Origin of the sequence: Microbacterium phyllosphaerae (assembly GCF_050628115.1) — a bacterium.
Taxonomy (GTDB): Bacteria; Actinomycetota; Actinomycetes; order Actinomycetales; family Microbacteriaceae; genus Microbacterium; species Microbacterium phyllosphaerae_A.
Map to the genome: position 1 here is coordinate 471,054 of NZ_CP192502.1, position 14,863 is coordinate 485,916.

12 protein-coding genes are annotated in these 14,863 nt (G+C 69.2%); 7 read left to right on the forward strand and 5 right to left on the reverse strand.

The features are described 5' to 3' along the window. The first annotated feature begins 29 nt into the window (after positions 1-29). The 3 genes from ACQ4LY_RS02085 to ACQ4LY_RS02095 are packed head-to-tail and all read left to right on the forward strand — an operon-like array spanning position 30 to position 4,311. Positions 30-884: an alpha/beta hydrolase gene (locus ACQ4LY_RS02085; RefSeq protein WP_431074343.1), complete on the forward strand. Its 855-nt coding sequence runs from the start codon at positions 30-32 to the stop codon at positions 882-884. Beyond that, a complete protein-coding gene (locus ACQ4LY_RS02090; RefSeq protein WP_431074344.1) occupies positions 881-2,917 on the forward strand; it encodes a bifunctional aldolase/short-chain dehydrogenase in 2,037 nt (678 codons plus the stop codon). Before ACQ4LY_RS02085 ends, ACQ4LY_RS02090 begins: the two co-directional genes overlap by 4 nt. Further along, positions 2,914-4,311, forward strand: coding sequence for a rhamnulokinase (locus tag ACQ4LY_RS02095; RefSeq protein ID WP_431074345.1), 1,398 nt, complete (start codon positions 2,914-2,916; stop codon positions 4,309-4,311). Before ACQ4LY_RS02090 ends, ACQ4LY_RS02095 begins: the two co-directional genes overlap by 4 nt. 205 nt (positions 4,312-4,516) lie before the next feature. Here ACQ4LY_RS02095 and rhaS read toward each other — a convergent pair whose 3' ends face one another. Genes rhaS through ACQ4LY_RS02115 form a run of 4 tightly spaced genes read right to left on the reverse strand, consistent with a single transcriptional unit; the run spans position 4,517 to position 9,219 of the window. Then, positions 4,517-5,557 carry a rhamnose ABC transporter substrate-binding protein gene (rhaS, locus tag ACQ4LY_RS02100; protein WP_431074346.1) on the reverse strand — a complete coding sequence of 347 codons (1,041 nt, stop codon included), beginning with the start codon at positions 5,555-5,557 and terminating at the stop codon, positions 4,517-4,519. Between the two features lie 55 nt (positions 5,558-5,612). After that, positions 5,613-6,665, reverse strand: coding sequence for an ABC transporter permease (locus ACQ4LY_RS02105; protein ID WP_431074347.1), 1,053 nt, complete (start codon positions 6,663-6,665; stop codon positions 5,613-5,615). Then, positions 6,662-7,693, reverse strand: a complete 1,032-nt coding sequence (locus ACQ4LY_RS02110; protein ID WP_431074348.1) for an ABC transporter permease — start codon at positions 7,691-7,693, stop codon at positions 6,662-6,664. Before ACQ4LY_RS02110 ends, ACQ4LY_RS02105 begins: the two co-directional genes overlap by 4 nt. Next, positions 7,690-9,219, reverse strand: coding sequence for a sugar ABC transporter ATP-binding protein (locus ACQ4LY_RS02115; RefSeq protein ID WP_431074349.1), 1,530 nt, complete (start codon positions 9,217-9,219; stop codon positions 7,690-7,692). The genes ACQ4LY_RS02110 and ACQ4LY_RS02115 overlap by 4 nt, the downstream gene beginning before the upstream one ends. Positions 9,220-9,369: 150 nt before the next feature. Here ACQ4LY_RS02115 and ACQ4LY_RS02120 point away from each other — a divergent pair, with 150 nt between their 5' ends. Then, positions 9,370-10,377 (forward strand): LacI family DNA-binding transcriptional regulator, encoded by a 1,008-nt coding sequence (locus tag ACQ4LY_RS02120; RefSeq protein ID WP_431074350.1) that lies wholly within the window; start codon positions 9,370-9,372, stop codon positions 10,375-10,377. A 21-nt stretch (positions 10,378-10,398) separates the two neighbouring features. On the opposite strand, the gene ACQ4LY_RS02125 is transcribed toward ACQ4LY_RS02120, so the two are convergent. Continuing rightward, complete coding sequence (locus ACQ4LY_RS02125; protein ID WP_431074351.1) at positions 10,399-11,442, reverse strand: M24 family metallopeptidase; 1,044 nt, start codon at positions 11,440-11,442, stop codon at positions 10,399-10,401. Between the two features lie 73 nt (positions 11,443-11,515). Here ACQ4LY_RS02125 and ACQ4LY_RS02130 point away from each other — a divergent pair, with 73 nt between their 5' ends. From ACQ4LY_RS02130 to ACQ4LY_RS02140, 3 genes are all read left to right on the forward strand, one after another. After that, positions 11,516-12,520, forward strand: coding sequence for a LacI family DNA-binding transcriptional regulator (locus ACQ4LY_RS02130; RefSeq protein WP_431074352.1), 1,005 nt, complete (start codon positions 11,516-11,518; stop codon positions 12,518-12,520). A gap of 85 nt (positions 12,521-12,605) precedes the next feature. After that, the gene (locus ACQ4LY_RS02135) at positions 12,606-13,934 is read left to right on the forward strand and encodes a Gfo/Idh/MocA family protein (protein ID WP_431074353.1); all 1,329 of its coding nucleotides are present in this window, start codon (positions 12,606-12,608) and stop codon (positions 13,932-13,934) included. Then, positions 13,931-14,854: an NAD-dependent epimerase/dehydratase family protein gene (locus ACQ4LY_RS02140; RefSeq protein ID WP_431074354.1), complete on the forward strand. Its 924-nt coding sequence runs from the start codon at positions 13,931-13,933 to the stop codon at positions 14,852-14,854. Before ACQ4LY_RS02135 ends, ACQ4LY_RS02140 begins: the two co-directional genes overlap by 4 nt. Positions 14,855-14,863 lie beyond the last annotated feature (9 nt).

Below are 14,863 nucleotides of genomic sequence, written 5' to 3' on the forward strand. Positions count from 1 at the left end.
GACGCCCCACCGACAGAAGGACGGATGCTGTGAGCGACCAGGTGCTCGACGGGCCGCACGGACCGCTGCGCGTGCGCGTGTACGAGCCGGAGAATCCTGCAGGGCCCGGACTCGTCTGGGCGCATGGCGGAGGGTTCGCCGCCGGCGAGCTCGAGATGCCGGAGGCCGACTGGGTGGCGCGGAGCTTCGCCGACCGGGGCATCGTCGTGGTCTCGGTGGACTACGCGCTCGCGCCGTTCCCTCGCACCTGGGCTGTGGCAGCCGGTGCTCCGGAGCGCGCAGGCGTGCACTATCCGGTCGCGTCCGACGAGCTCGAGGCCGCGTTCCGCTGGGCCGTCGACTCCGGCCTCGCACGCGGCCCGTGGTCGATCGGCGGAGCGAGCGCCGGCGGCAACCTGGCGACCGGCGCAGCTCTGCGCCTGAGCCATGGAGCAGGCCCCGTCCCCGCCCTCGCGGTGCTCGCCTACCCGACTCTGCACGCGGTCCAGGGCGCACCGGATGCCGTCCTCCGTGCGGCGCTCGACGCGGATCCGGAGGCCGACCTGTTCGGGCCCGACCCCGTGCGCGTCATGTACGAGAACTACCTGGGCGGCTCCCTCGCAGACCACGACGTCTACGCGGTGCCCGGCACCGCATCGGTCGACGACCTCTCGCGCTTCCCCGCCACGATCATGATCAACGATGAGGTCGACGAGCTGCGCGTCTCCGGCGAGGCCTTCGGTGCCTCACTGCGATCCGCCGGTGTCGATCTCGACATCTCGACCGAGCCTGGCACCCGCCACGGCCACCTCAACCGTCCCGAACACGCGGCGGCGACAGCATCCATCGACCGCTTCGCCGCGCGCATCCTCGCCACTTCTCCCGAGAACAAGGAACAGCCATGACCAACCCCACCGCCGCCGCCCTCATCGAGCGGTCGAACCGCCTGGGCGCCGATCCGAAGAACACCAACTACGCCGGCGGCAACACGTCGGCGAAGGGCACCGAGACAGACCCGGTCACGGGCCAGCCGGTCGAGCTGATGTGGGTCAAGGGCTCGGGCGGCGACCTGGGGACGCTGAAGGAGCAGGGACTCGCCGTGCTGCGCCTCGACCGCATGCGCGCGCTCGTCGACGTCTACCCCGGCCTCGACCGTGAGGACGAGATGGTCGCCGCGTTCGACTACTGCCTGCACGGCAAGGGCGGCGCCGCTCCGTCGATCGACACCGCGATGCACGGCCTCGTCGACGCCGCGCACGTCGACCACCTGCACCCCGACTCGGGCATCGCGATCGCGACCGCGGCCGACGGCGAGGCGCTGACCGCGAAGATCTTCGGCGACAAGGTCGTGTGGGTTCCGTGGCGTCGCCCCGGCTTCCAGCTCGGACTCGACATCGCCGCGATCAAGGCACAGAACCCGCAGGCGATCGGCACGATTCTCGGCGGCCACGGCATCACCGCCTGGGGCGACACGTCGGAGGAGGCCGAGGCCCACTCGCTGTGGATCATCGACACCGCAGCTGCCTACATCGAGGCGAACGGCAAGGCCGACCCGTTCGGCGGCGTCCGCTCGGGCTTCGAGGCCCTCCCCGAGGCCGAGCGCCGCGAGCGCGCAGCGGCCCTCGCCGGCACCATCCGCGGCATCGCCTCGACCGACAAGCCGATGGTCGGCCACTTCACCGACTCCGACGTCGTGCTCGACTTCCTGGCGTCTGACCGCGCTCCCGAGCTCGCAGCCCTCGGCACCAGCTGCCCCGACCACTTCCTGCGCACCAAGGTCAAGCCGTTGATCCTCGATCTGCCCGTCACGGCCTCGGCCGACGAGCAGATCGCCCGTCTGCACGAGCTGCACACCGAGTACCGCGCCGACTACCAGGCCTACTACGACGCGCACGCGACGAACGAGTCGCCCGCGATCCGCGGCGCCGACCCCCTCATCGTGCTCGTGCCCGGCATCGGGATGTTCTCGTACGGCGCGAACAAGCAGACCGCCCGCGTCGCCGGCGAGTTCTACGTCAACGCGATCAACGTGATGCGCGGCGCCGAGTCACTGTCGACGTACTCCCCCATCTCGGACGCCGAGAAGTTCGCCATCGAGTACTGGGCACTGGAAGAGGCCAAGCTGCAGCGCATGCCGAAGCCGAAGTCGCACCAGGGCCGCATCGCCTTCGTCACCGGAGCCGCCAGCGGCATCGGCAAGGCGATCGCCACCCGTCTCGCTGCCGAGGGCGCCTGCGTCGTCATCGCCGACCTCGACCTGGAGAAGGCGCAGGCCGCTGCGGCCGAGCTCGGGAACACCGACGTCGCGATCGGCGTCGCGGCGAACGTCGCCGATGCGGATGCCATCCAGGCCGCGCTGAACGACGCCGTGCTCGCGTTCGGTGGCGTCGACCTCGTCGTCAACAACGCCGGACTCTCGCTGTCGAAGCCGCTGCTCGAGACGACCGAGAAGGACTGGGACCTGCAGCACGACGTCATGGCCAAGGGCTCGTTCCTCGTGTCGAAGGCCGCAGCTCGCGTGCTGATCGACCAGAAGCTCGGCGGAGACATCATCTACATCTCGTCGAAGAACTCGGTCTTCGCCGGCCCGAACAACATCGCCTACTCGGCGACGAAGGCCGACCAGGCGCACCAGGTGCGACTGCTGGCCGTCGAGCTCGGCGAGTTCGGCATCCGCGTCAACGGCATCAACCCCGACGGCGTCGTGCGCGGCTCGGGCATCTTCGCCTCGGGCTGGGGCGCGAACCGTGCGGCCACCTACGGCGTCGCCGAAGAGGACCTCGGTCAGTTCTACGCCAACCGCACGATCCTCAAGCGCGAGGTCGTTCCCGAGAACGTGGCGGATGCCGTCTACGTGCTCACCGGCCCCGAGCTCAGCCGCACCACTGGCCTGCACATCCCGGTCGACTCCGGCGTCGCCGCGGCGTTCCTGCGATGACGGTGCGGTCCGTCGCCGCCGTCGACCTCGGGGCGACCAGCGGTCGCGTCATGATCGGGCGGATCGGCGACGGCCGGCTAGATCTCGAACTCGTCTCGCGGTTCCCGAACGGGCCCGTCGAGCGCGAAGACGGCCTGCACTGGAACTTCGGCGCTCTCTACGAGCACGTCGTCTCAGGACTCGCCGAGGCCGTGCGCCGCGAGCCGGGCATCGAGAGCATCGGCATCGACTCGTGGGCCGTCGACTACGGGTTGCTGAGCGACGGGGAGCTTCTCGCCGAGCCGTTCCACTATCGCGACGAGCGCACCGTGCGCGGGGTCGCCGAGGTGCACGCGATCGCCCCCTTCGCCGAGCTGTACGGGCGCAACGGACTGCAGTTCCTGCCGTTCAACACGCTGTACCAGTACCGCGTCGACGCCCGCCTCGCCGATGCCGACACCGCCCTGCTGATCCCCGACCTCATCGCGTTCCTGCTCACCGGAGCGTCGGTCGCCGAGCGCACCAATGCCTCGACGACGGGTCTCCTCGGCGTCGAGTCGGGCGAGTGGGACGACGAGCTGGCCGAGCGCCTCGGCATCCCGTCGGGCATCCTGCCGACGCTCGTCGATCCGGGCGAGACGATCGGTGTGCTTCGCGCGGACCTCGCTGAGCGCATCGGCAAGGAGCTGCCCGTGATCGCGGTCGGCTCGCACGACACGGCATCCGCCGTCGTCGCGGCTCCCCTGTCGACGCCTCACTCGGCCTACATCTCGTGCGGCACCTGGGGCCTGGTCGGCGTCGAGCTGGCCGAGCCGGTGCTGACCGATGCTGCACGCGAGGCGAACTTCACGCACGAGCTCGGCGTCGACCGGCGCTACCGCTTCCTGCACAACGTGACCGGGCTCTGGCTGCTGAGCGAGACCGTGCGCGCGTGGGAGGCGGAGGACGGATCGGCGATCGACCTGACCGAGCTGCTGGCCGCGGCCTCCGCCGTCACGGACGACGTGCCCCTCTTCGACGCGAACGACCCCTCGCTCAGCGCCCCGGGAGACATGCCCGCACGCATCGCTGCACTCCTGGGAGCACAGGCACCCTCGACGCGACCCGCCTTCGCCCGATCGATCGTCGAGTCCATCGCCACGGCATTCGCGGATGCGGTGCAGACGGCATCCGATCTGTCGGGACGCGAGCTCGACAGCATCCATCTCGTGGGTGGCGGGTCGTTGAACCGCCTGCTGTGCCAGGCGACGGCCGATCGCACCGGGCTTCCGGTGCTCGCGGGCCCCGTCGAGGCGACTGCACTCGGCAACGTGCTCGTGCAGGCGCGTGCCCTCGGCGCCGCCCCGGCGATTCTCGAGGAGCTGCGCTCCTTGGTCGCCGCCACGCACGAACCGGAGCACTTCGACCCGCGCTGACCCGCTCTGACCCGCAACCTCCCCGCAGCGGCACACGTGGCCGCCCGGATCACAGATGGATGCCGAGAACACCCTTTCTCGGCATCCATCTGTGTTCTCGGAATGCATCTGTGTTCTCGGCATGCGTCCGCAGCGGGCCAGGAGGGCACCCGGACACACGAAAGGGGCGCCGGAGCCGAAGCCCCGACGCCCCACGCGAACCGACTCAGAAGTCGAAGTCGCCGATGTTGTCTGCGTTGAACTCGAACGGGTCGCCCAGCAGCACGACGCCGTCTGCGCCGACCGTGTACTCGCCGAGCTCGCCCGCGTCGAAGGTGTCGCCCTCTTCGCCGGTGATGTCGCCCTCGATCAGCGCCTTCGAGGCGAAGGCTGCCAGGTAGCCGAGGTCGGCCGGGTTCCACAGCGCGAACGCGGTGACGGTGCCGTCTTCGACGTACTCGCGCATCTGGTTCGGGGTGCCGAGACCGGTGATCGCGACCTTGCCCTTGTAGTCCGAGGTAGAGACGTAGCGAGCGGCAGCAGCGATGCCGACCGTGGTGGGCGAGATGATGCCCTTCAGGTTCGGGTGGCTCTGCAGGAGAGCCGCGGTCTTGTCGAACGATGTCTGGTCGTCGTCGTCACCGTAGACGGTCTCGACGATCGTGATGTCGGGGTACTCGGTGGCGACGTACTCCTTCATCAGGTCGATCCAGGCGTTCTGGTTGGTCGCGTTGGCGGATGCCGACAGGATCGCGACCTCGCCCGCTCCACCGATCTGGTCGGCGATCAGGTCGACCTGCACCTTGGCGATGCCCTCGGAGTCGGCCTGGTTGATGAACAGGTCACGGCACTCGGGGTTGGTGTCGGAGTCGAAGGTGACGACCTTGACGCCCGCGTCGCGCGCCTCGTTCAGGGCGTCGCAGATCGCCTTCGGGTCGTTGGCCGAGACGACCAGCGCGCCGACGGCCTGCTGCGTGGCGGTGTTGATGTAGCTGACCTGAGCGTCGGGCGTGGCTTCAGCCGGTCCGACCTCGGCGAACGTGCCGCCGAATTCGTCGACGGCGGTCTTGCCGCCCTCGCTCGAGGTGTCGAAGTACGGGTTGCCGAGGTTCTTCGGCAGGAACGTGATCGCGAGGTTGTCGGATCCTCCGCCCTCCGAGCCCGATCCGCCGGAGCCGCCGCTGGTGTCGGCACAGCCGGTCAGCACGAGCGCTGCGGCCACGGCGACCGCCGCGAACCCCGCGATCTTCTTACGTGCAAACGTCATTGTTCTTCCTTTCGTGATGATCACCGCAGGCGGGTGCCGACGATGAGAGGCTGCCTCATGGTGCGGGAGAGGCTGCTACGCGCAGTGGCGGACCGGCCTTCGCACGGACGCGCTGCGCCCAGGCGAGGACGCTGGCCGCGACGACCGAGAAGATCAGCAGTCCGCCGGTGATGATGTTGATGACGTCGGAGGTGACGCCCGCGAGACGCAGGCTGCTGCCCAGGACTCCGATCAGCAGCACGGCGGCGACGACACCGTGCAGGTGTCCGCGTCCGCCGAAGACCGAGACTCCGCCGAGCACGACCGCCGCGATGACCTGCAGCTCGAGCCCGGTGGCGTTGTCGCCTCGGGCGCTGCCGAACCGCAGCGTGTAGAAGATGCCGGCGAAGGCGGCGACGACGCCCGAGAGGACGAACAGGATGAACTTCGTGCGCTCGACGTCGACGCCCGAGAACCGTGCGGCGTCCTTCGAGAGACCGATCGCGAAGACGCCACGGCCGAACGGCGTGAAGTGCAGCAGCACGACGAACAGCACGAGCAGGATCAGGAACGGGATCACGATGTACGGGATCGTCGTTCCCGCGATCTTCGCCTTCGCGAGAGCCGTCCAGGTCTCGGGGAAGTCGGTCACGGCCGTGGTTCCGAGAAGCCCGACCGCGAGGCCGCGGAAGAGAGCCAGGGTACCGATCGTGACGGCGAGCGAGGGCAGTCCGACGATCGTGACGAGGAAGCCGTTGAACGCACCGCCCACCACTCCGACCAGCAGGGCAGCGAGGGCGGCGACCTCGAAGGGCGCACCCGACTCGGTGAGCACACCCGTGACGACGCTGGCGAGACCGACCATGGAGCCGACCGACAGGTCGATCTCGCCGGTGATCATCACGAGCGTCATCGGCAGGGCGATCAGCAGGATCGGCGCGACGTCGAGCAGCAGGTAGTTCGCGGTGATCGGCTGCGCGAACCCGCGGATCGAGAAGGCCGCGACGATCGTCACGAGCACGAGCAGCGCGATGATCGCGAACTCGCGGTTGATGAAGACGCGCCGCCAGAGCGGACGGTCGTAGTCGCGGATGACGCGCGTCGACGTGGTCGTCGTTGTCGTGGTCATGATTCGTCCCTCGCCTCGATGAGCTGGCGTCTCTGTCTGACCGCGAGCACCCGGTCGAGCACGATGGCTCCGATGATCAGCACGCCCACCACGGCGCGCTGCCAGAAGTCGGGGATGCCGAGGATGGGCAGCGCGCGGTTGATGGTCATCAGGAGCATCGCGCCGATGGCCGCGCCCCAGACCGTGCCGACACCGCCGGTGATCGCGATGCCGCCGATGACGGCTGCGCCGACGGCATCCAGCTCCCAGCCGCTGCCGGCCTGCGAGCTGATCGATCCGTATCGAGCGGCGTAGAAGACTCCGGCGAGACCCGCGAGCGCGCCGGAGAGGATGAACGCCGAGAGCACGCGGCGGGTGACCTTGAGGCCGTAGAGCTCTGCGGCCGACGGGTCGGATCCGATCGCGTAGTACTCGCGGCCGCCGCGGGTGTTGCGCAGGTACCAGGCGGCCATGGCGAGCACGATCACGGCGATGATCGACAACACCGGGATGAACAGGATCTGCTGGGTGCCGAGCGCGAGGAAGTCCTTGGGCATGTCGGAGGCGTTGATGCGATCACTGCCCGTCCACAGCACGTTTATGCCTCGATAGGCATACAGGGTGCCGAGCGTGATCACCATCGCCGGAACCTTCGCGAATGCGACCAGGGCGCCGTTCACGAGACCGAGGAAGGCTCCGAGCAGCACGGCCGCGATCACGACGACGACGATCGGGATGCCGGGGACGTCGACGAACAGGCGTCCGGTCAGGTAGGCCGTGAGGCCCATGACCGAGCCGACCGAGAGGTCGACGTTGCGCGTGATGATCACGATCGCCTGGCCGACGGCGACGAGCATGAGGATCGACGGCGTCAGCAGCAGGTCGCGCCAGCCGTCGGAGCTGAACAGGAAGTTCGGGTTCTTCACGGTCGCGGCGATCACGACGAGCACGAGAGCTGCGAGGATGCCGAACTCGCGCGCGCGACCGATGCCGCCCGGCTTCTTCGAGATCGCCGGAGCGGCGGGCGCCGGCGCGGTGGTGAGGCTCATGAGTGCAGCTCCGATGAGTGAGTGGCGGCGAACATGACGTTCTCGCTGGTGGCGTCGTCGCGGGAGATCTCGGCGGTGATTCGCCCTTCGCGCATGACCAGCACCCGGTCGGCCATCCCGAGGACCTCCGGGAGCTCGGACGAGATCATCAGGATCCCCAGCCCTTCGCCCGCGAGCTGCGAGAGCAGTCGGTGCACCTCGGACTTCGTGCCGACATCGATGCCTCGCGTCGGCTCGTCGATGATCAGGACCCGAGGATCGGTGGCCAGCCACTTGGCCAGCACGACCTTCTGCTGGTTTCCGCCTGACAGCGTGGCTGCGACGGTGTCGAGCGCGTGGGTCTTGACCTCGAGACGGGATGCCCACTCCTTGGCGGCGCGGTTCTCGATTCCGCTGGTGATCAGGCCCCACTTCGACAGACGCCGACGGATCGCGAGGGTGATGTTGCCCCCGACGCCCGCATCGATCACGAGCCCCTGCTTGCGGCGGTCCTCCGGCACGAGCGCGAGGCCGCTGCGCATCGCGGCGGTGGGGTTGCGGCGCGCGACGGCTGAGCCCAGCATCCGCACCTCGCCCTCGCTGTACGGGTCTATGCCGAAGACCGCGCGGGCGACTTCGGAACGCCCGGCGCCGACGAGGCCGGCCAGGGCGACGATCTCGCCCGCTCGCACGGTGAACGAGATGTCATGGAAGACGCCGGGCCGGTTGAGGCCCGTGACCTCGAGCAGCGGCTCGCCGATCGCGGCCTCCTGCTTCGGGAAGAGCTCGGTGACATCGCGGCCGACCATCTGCCTGACCAGGTCGTCGACCGTGGTCTGGGCGATCGGGGTCGTGTCGATGTAGGCGCCGTCACGCATCACGGTGACCGTGTCGCACAGGTCGAAGACCTCGTCGAAGCGGTGCGAGATGAACAGGATCGCGCGCCCCTCGTCGCGCAGGCTCCGGGCGACGGCGAACAGGCGGTCGACCTCGACGCCGCTGAGGGCGGCGGTCGGCTCGTCCATGATCAGCACGCTCGCGTCGAGCGAGATCGCCTTCGCGATCTCGATGATCTGCTGGTCGGCGATCGACAGGCCCTCGGTGATCCGATCGGGGTCGAGCGCGACGCCCAGGCGACGGAAGATCTGGTCGACCTCGGTGCGCATCGCCTTGCGGTCGATGCGTCCGAGGAAGCCGGTGGGCTGACGGCCCATGAAGATGTTCTCGGTCACCGAGAGATCGGGGAACAGCGTCGGCTCCTGGTAGATGACCGCGATGCCCGCGGCCTTCGACTGGGCCGTGCTGGTGAAGTCGACCTCTTCGCCGTGCAGGCGGAAGTCTCCCGAGTCACGGCGGTAGAGACCGGCCATGATCTTCACGAGGGTCGACTTGCCCGCACCGTTCTCGCCGATGAGGGCGTGGATGGAGCCGGGGCGGAGCGTCAGGCTGCCGGAGCGGAGCGCGACGACGGGGCCGAAGGACTTAACGACCCGATGCAGCTCGAGCGCGGTGGGGGGAGCGCTGCGGGCGGAGGCTGCGTCTACCACTGGCTTTCCTCTCCGTTGAGGGGGATGATGATCGGAATGAACTTTACCTGAATCGATTCAAGCTCGTTTCAGGCTAGTGTATGTGATGCCGGTCTCAGGTCAACCCCTGATGCCGAAGCGTGATCCGCCCGACGACGAGAGGACAGCCGAATGCCGATCAGCATCCGCGATGTCGCGCTCCGTGCGGGCGTCTCGGTGGGGACGGTCTCGAACGTCCTGAACCGCCCGGACGAGGTCTCGAGCGACTCGGTCGTGCGGGTCACCCAGGCGATCGAAGAGCTCGGCTACGTGCGCAACGACGCGGCCCGCAAGCTCAGAGCCGGCGTGAGCACGACCGTCGGATTCGTGGTGCTCGACGGTCAGAACCCGTTTTACAACGACGTGGTGCGCGGGGCCGAAGACGAGGCGTCCAGCCACGGCATCGCCATCCTCTACGGCAACACCGACGACGACCCCTCTCGCGAGAAGGTCTACCTCGACCTGTTCCGCGAACAGCAGGTGCGCGGACTGCTCATCGCCCCGTACGGCGACGTCATGACACAGCTGCGCAGGTTCCGCGCGAGCGGTATCGCCACCGTGCTCGTCGACCGGTTCAGCGCCGACAGCGGATTCTCGTCGGTCTCGGTCGACAGCGTCGCGGGCGGCAGATTGGCCGTCGAGCACCTGATCGAGGGCGGGCGCAGACGAATCGCGTTCGTCGGCGGCCCCTTCGACATGCGCCAGGTCACCGATCGGCTCGCGGGAGCACGCGCTGCGGCCGAGAACGCAGCGGTGCACGTCGAGCTCGAGGTCGTCCCGACGGCTGCGATGACCGTCGAAGAGGGCGTCGCCGCAGGTGCCAGACTGCTCACCCGGCCGCGGCGCGAGTGGCCGGATGCGCTCTTCGCCGCCAACGATCTGCTCGCTCTCGGGCTGCTGCAGTCGCTCGTGTCCGGCGGGCGCGTGCTCGTCCCCGACGAGATCGCGCTGATCGGATTCGACGACAATCCGTTCGCCGCCGCGGCCGCGGTGCCGCTGTCATCGATCCGCCAGCCCAGCCGCATGATCGGCCGCACCGCGCTGCGCATCGTGCTCGAAGAGGCGGCAGACCCCGAGAGCATCCCGCGCCAGACGGTGTTCCCGCCCGAGCTGATCGTGCGCCGCTCCACCGGCGGCTGAGACGGCATCGGGCTGCGCCGATCAGGCCCCGTACGCGCGTGCGACCGGCCGCCGCAGCCGTTCGTATTCGACCGAGGGCCAGCGCTCGTCGACGGTCAGCACCTCCCAGCCCGTCTCGGTGCGCAGCATGGTGTCCTCGACCTTGACCCCCGGTGCGGTCGGATTCCACGCGAACGCCTGATTCTCGACCAGCAGATCGGTCGTGGATGCCGTGGCACGCGGGTCGCGTCCGGCATATCCGGTCGGCCCGCCCTGGTGATGCCGCTGCCATTCGTCGGGATCGAACCCGAAGCGCGCGTACGCTGCGATCCCTGCCGCGAAGGCGTCGTCGAGACGAGCGCCGGGAACGGAGGCATCGAGGAACGCGCGTTCGACCCCGAGGATCGATTCCTCGTCGACGGATGCGCCGACCCATCGTGTCGCGTTGGCGATGAGCCCATCGCGTCGACCGCACACGACGATCATCGCGCGATCGCCGAGCAGGCCGGCAGTCGGGAGCGGATGCCGGAATGCGCCGCGCTCCGCGCCCGAAACGAGCACGACGAGCGGATCGATGCCTCGGGCCATGAGCTCGGCCGCGGCGACCGCCGCGACGGCCCGTTCGGTCTGGTCGGGCTCTACCCTGCTGAGCGCATCGGTCAGCGTCTCGGCCGTCTCCCGCCCCAGCGACCGATATCTCGCACGCTCGGCCGGCAGCATCCGAGCCCTCGCTGCACGCAGCTGAGGCGCCGCCTGAGACTCCGGCACCGCCTCGTCCTCGGCGGCCGCGACCGCCGGCGGGATCCACCAGGGCACTCGCACGATGCGCTCGGCGTCCTCGGGCAGCAGCTCCTCGGCGATCATCCGGTCGGCCTCGTTGTCGGCGACATAGAGCACGTCCCCGCCCTCCTCCGCACGCACGGCGAGCACCGGGGGCCCCGCAAGCGACACGTGGGTGCGCACGCCCTCGAGGTACCACGACACCGCCTCATGCGACGCCAGAACGAGCGCTGCGCCGCCGAGCTCCCGCCGCACTCGGGCGACACGATCCTGCTTCTCGATGCGGTCCTCGGATGCTCCGACCATGCGACTCTCCCTGCAAAACGTTTTCTCGTAGTATGACGACAGCCGCGACCGATCGCGGAACGAAGGGATGCCGATGGCACGCGAATCCTCACGCCCCGGCATCACCGACGTCGCGAAACTCGCCGGGGTCTCACTGTCGACCGTGTCGCGCGCGATGAACGGCAATCCGAGGGTCGATCCGGCACTCGCGGAGCGCGTTCAGGCGGCCGCAGCCGAGCTCGGCTACACGGCCAATCCGGTCGCCCGCAGCCTGGTGCTGGGTCGTACGCAGACCGTCGCCGTCGTGATCCCCGACCTCGAGAACCCGACGTTCCAGGCGATCCTGCGGGGCCTCAGCCGGGCAGCCACGGCCGACGGATATCACGTGCTGGTCGCCGACTCGCGTGAAGACCTCGACGAGGAGCACGCACTCGCCAGGGCCACCCGGCTGCGTACCGACGGCGTGATCCTCTGCGCACCGCGCATGCCCGAGGAGGAGCTCGCGACGCTGCTCCCCGCACTCTCCCCCGCCGTCGTGATCAACCGCGGCCCACAGCCGAGCGCACCGGTCGTCGGCGCGGACTACGGGTCGGGCATGCGCGAGATCGTCGACCACCTGACGTCGCTCGGTCACCGTCGCCTGGTCTACCTCGCCGGCGCCACCCGCAGCGTGACCCACAGGGCTCGACAGGATGCGATCGCGGCAGCGATCTCGAGGACGGCGGGCCTGGAGGTCGAGGAGATCTCCGCCGGTGTCGACTTCGACAGCGGCACCGCGGTCGCCGATCAGGTGCTCGCGAGCGGCGCGACCGCCGTGATCGCCTACAACGACCTCGTCGCGATGGGTCTCCTCTCGGCACTGATCGTGCGCCGCGTGGAGGTGCCGGGTCGGCTGTCGATCACCGGCTTCGACGACATCCCGTTCGCTGCCTACACCTCGCCGCCGCTCACGACGGCCGCCGTAGCCGCGGTCGAGATCGGCGCCGCCGCCTGGGCTGCGATGCACGCTCAGCTCACCGGCGGCGACCCCACCCCGACGCTCACACTGACGCCGAGCCTCGTCGTGCGCGGAAGCACCGCGGCCCCGCACGAAGGCTGAGCGTCCGCATCCCGACGACTCGACATATGCCCTGTGCTATCGTCGAGAAAACGTTTCCTGAGTTCGAGATCAAAGAAGGATCACGATGACGAAGACCCGCTACGCCCTCGCCGGCGCCGGAGCCCGCGCCCAGATGTACATCGAGGGAATCCTCGGCACCCACCGCGACAGAGCAGAGCTCGTGGCGATCATCGAGCCCAATCCCGTGCGGGCGGCGCTGTACGCAGACCGGATCGCCGAGGTCGGGGCACCCGCTCCCCGACTGGCGACGCCCGACGAGCTCGAGCAGGTCATCCGCGACGAACGGGTCGACCGGGTCATCATCTGCTCCCGCGACGACCTGCACGCCGAGCTGATCGTCCGCTCGCTCGAGGCGGGCGCCGACGTCGTCGTCGAGAAGCCGCTCACGATCGATGCGGCGAGCGCGGCACGCATCGAAGAGGCTGTGGAGCGCACCGGCCGCCAGGTCGTGCTCACGTTCAACTACCGCTACTCGCCGCGCAACAGCGCGCTGCGCCAGGTGATCCAGGACGGGACGATCGGAGAGGTCACCTCGGTGGACTTCTCGTGGATGCTCGACACCAACCACGGCGCGGACTACTTCCGCCGCTGGCACCGTGAGAAGAAGAACTCCGGCGGTCTGCTCGTGCACAAGTCGAGCCACCACTTCGACCTGGTCAACTGGTGGATCCGCTCGCAGCCGACCCGAGTCTTCGCGTCGGGCGCGCTGCGCTTCTACGGCGCCGACAACGCCGCCGCCCGTGGACTGGGCGAACGTCCCGCCCGCGGTACCCACGACGGCGGCGACCTGTTCGAGCTCGATCTTCGCACCGATGAGCGCCTCACCGCGCTCTACCTCGACGCCGAGGAGCACGACGGATACCGGCGTGACCTCGACGTCTTCAGCGAGGGGATCACGATCGAGGACAACCTCGCACTCGTCGTCGACTACGCCTCGGGCGCGACGATGTCGTACTCGTTGAACGCGCACTCGCCCTGGGAGGGCTACCGCGTCGCCGTCAACGGCACGCTCGGCCGGGTCGAGCTCGAGGTCATCGAGCGGGGTGCCGTCCTCGCGGGCGAGGGCCTGCATCCGCACATCGACCCCAGCCTCTCGGGCAGCGACGGCACCACCGCGCTGCGCCCGGAGGGCGAGCGGCTGATCGTGCAGCGGCACTGGGAAGAGGCCTACGAGGTGCCGATCGACGGCGGCGACGGAGGCCATGGCGGCGGCGACGAGCTGCTGCTCTCGGATGTCTTCGAAGGCCCGGGAGACGACCCGCTCGCACGCCCGGCCGACTGGACCGACGGCATCCGCTCGATCGCCGTCGGCATCGCCGGCAACCGCTCGCTCGAGACGGGCCTGCCGGTGAAGGTCGACGAGCTGGGGATCGCCCTGCTGGCACGTCGATGAGAATCGTCGTCACCGGCGGATCCGGCCGGCTCGGGCGCACGCTCGTGACGGGCCTCTCCGATGCGGGTCACGAGATCGTCTCGATCGATCGCGAGCCGACCGGCGATCTCGATCGCCCCGGGATCACCCAGTTCTCCCTCGACCTGACCGATGCGGATGCCACGGCATCGGCACTCGCCGGCACGAAGGCCGACGCTCTCATCCACCTGGCAGCGATCGCGGTGCCGTTCAGTGCCCCGGAAGACGTCATTCTGCGCACCAATGCCGCGCTCGCGCAGTCGGTGCTCGGCGGAGCGGTGCGCGCTGGCATCCACCGCGTGGTCGCCGCCTCCAGTCCGACAGTGATCGGCTACGGCGCTCCGCGCGGATGGACGCCCGAGCGGCTGCCGCTCGATGAGGCTTCGCCCGCCGAGCCCTGGAACGCCTACGCCCTGTCGAAGCTGCTGATCGAGCAGACCGTCGCCATGCTGCAGCGGCAGACCGGCGACGACGTGCGCTTCGCGTCCTTCCGCCCCTGCTACGTGATCGCCCCGGAAGAGTGGGCCGGCGCGCCAACGCAGCAGGGCCACACCGTGCTCGAGCGACTCGATGATCCGGCACTGTCGGCTCCCGCGCTGTTCAACTACGTCGACGCCAGAGACGTGGCCGGCTTCGCCGACACCCTGCTCGCCGCCCTCGATGACATCCCGAACGGCGAGGTCTTCTTCGTCGGTGCCGACGATGCACTCGCCCGTCGCCCGCTGAGCGAGCTGCTCCCCCGGTTCCACCCCGGCACCGAGAAAGCGGCAGCGGCGCTGACCGGCAGCGCACCCGCCTTCTCGTCAGCCAAGGCCGCCCGACTGCTCGGCTGGCATCCCACCCACACCTGGCGCACCGAACTCGTATCCGCCGCCGCACCCGCCTCCGCACCCGCCTCCTGAAAGGCTCGA

Coding starts and splice junctions, on each gene's coding strand:
- ACQ4LY_RS02090 (WP_431074344.1), top strand. CDS start 881: ATGACCAACCCCACCGCCGCCGCCCTCATCGAGCGGTCGAACCGCCTG.
- ACQ4LY_RS02095 (WP_431074345.1), top strand. CDS start 2,914: ATGACGGTGCGGTCCGTCGCCGCCGTCGACCTCGGGGCGACCAGCGGT.
- rhaS (WP_431074346.1), bottom strand. CDS start 5,557: ATGACGTTTGCACGTAAGAAGATCGCGGGGTTCGCGGCGGTCGCCGTG.
- ACQ4LY_RS02105 (WP_431074347.1), bottom strand. CDS start 6,665: ATGACCACGACAACGACGACCACGTCGACGCGCGTCATCCGCGACTAC.
- ACQ4LY_RS02110 (WP_431074348.1), bottom strand. CDS start 7,693: ATGAGCCTCACCACCGCGCCGGCGCCCGCCGCTCCGGCGATCTCGAAG.
- ACQ4LY_RS02120 (WP_431074350.1), top strand. CDS start 9,370: ATGCCGATCAGCATCCGCGATGTCGCGCTCCGTGCGGGCGTCTCGGTG.
- ACQ4LY_RS02125 (WP_431074351.1), bottom strand. CDS start 11,442: ATGGTCGGAGCATCCGAGGACCGCATCGAGAAGCAGGATCGTGTCGCC.
- ACQ4LY_RS02130 (WP_431074352.1), top strand. CDS start 11,516: ATGGCACGCGAATCCTCACGCCCCGGCATCACCGACGTCGCGAAACTC.
- ACQ4LY_RS02135 (WP_431074353.1), top strand. CDS start 12,606: ATGACGAAGACCCGCTACGCCCTCGCCGGCGCCGGAGCCCGCGCCCAG.
- ACQ4LY_RS02140 (WP_431074354.1), top strand. CDS start 13,931: ATGAGAATCGTCGTCACCGGCGGATCCGGCCGGCTCGGGCGCACGCTC.